This window comes from Vibrio sp. 10N.261.51.A3 (genome assembly GCF_041471965.1).
GTDB lineage: Bacteria > Pseudomonadota > Gammaproteobacteria > Enterobacterales > Vibrionaceae > Vibrio > Vibrio crassostreae_C.
Map to the genome: position 1 here is coordinate 1 of NZ_JBFRPK010000115.1, position 1,287 is coordinate 1,287.

At 47.5% G+C, this 1,287-nt stretch carries 1 pseudogene; it reads left to right on the forward strand.

Annotation, left to right across the window (positions count from 1 at the left end):
- Window positions 1-891 (forward strand): annotated as a pseudogene (locus tag AB4371_RS21445) (IS110 family transposase); the annotation flags it as partial.
- Window positions 892-1,287: the final 396 nt, after the last annotated feature.

Here is a 1,287-nt window from a genome sequence, read left to right on the forward strand (position 1 = left end):
ATGCCACTCATGCGTATAGGTGTTGAAGCGTGTGGTGGTGCACATTATTAGGCAAGAACACTCAATAAACTTGGTCACGACACCCGCATTATGGCTGTTAAATACGTAATTCCTTATCGAACCAAGGGAAAGAACGACCTTAATGATGCCGTTGCCATATGCGAAGCTGTTCAGCGGCCATCAACTCGCTTTGTGCCTGCTAAGTCCCCCGAGCAACAAGCTATCTTATCGGTACATAGAATGAGAGAGCATTGGGTTCGTGAACGCACCGCGCTTATGAATCGCATGCGCGCCCTACTTTCTGAGTTCGGGTTGATCATTCCCGTTGGTCGCTCTTCATTGATGAAACACGTTCCCTTAATGCTTGAAGATGCAGAAAATGAACTGCCACATCTCGCAAGAACGGTGATTGCCGATGCTTATCACTACCTTGGAGAGTTGAATCAACGTATCGCCGATACTGAACAAGTCTTCGAGTCTTTTGCTAAGGTCAGCGCTAATGTTCAACGAGTGATGAAGGTTCGTGGCATTGGACCGCAAACCGCTACTGCGATACTTGCTTCGATAGGCAATGGTTCTCAATTTGATAAAAGCCGTGATTTCTCTGCTTGGCTAGGACTCGTACCAAAGCAATATTCGACGGGAGGAAAGCCTCGCTTAGGTCGGATAACCAAACACGGCGACAAATACTTGCGAACACTATTAGTTCACGGGGCAAGGACAGTCATTGCCAACCTTGGCGACAAGCAAGATAAGCTAAGTCAGTGGTGTCGAGGCGTTCTAGAACGAAGAGGAATGAACCGAGCGATAGTGGCACTTGCCGCGAAGAACGCACGAATTATATGGTCGCTTTTACACAATCAAACCGAATATGAAAACTATGCTGCTTAAGTAGAAACCTAAGCAGCATAGAGAGTTAAACCCACCGGGTCATTGCAGACGCTAATGATGGAGATAGGTTAAGACCACTTGCGGAGAGCCTGTTAATGCGGCGGACACACTAGATGTCATCTAACGAATAAGGCACCGCAGTCGCGCAAGTCATCAGGGCCACGACGTATGCGAATCGTCGATAAGTAGGCCGAATGTAGAGCGGCAGTCCAAAACCCATCAACATAAGTTTAGCGGATGTTTGACAACCGGGGGAATCCATGTAGCCGCATTAAGGTGTGAGCAACGCTACCACGACACCTAACCAGACCACCGTAAACACAAAACCCAACGCTGGAATGAAAAATACCATGCGTTGGGAATCACTCTTAAATGCTTTGTATGGATAATAAGCAC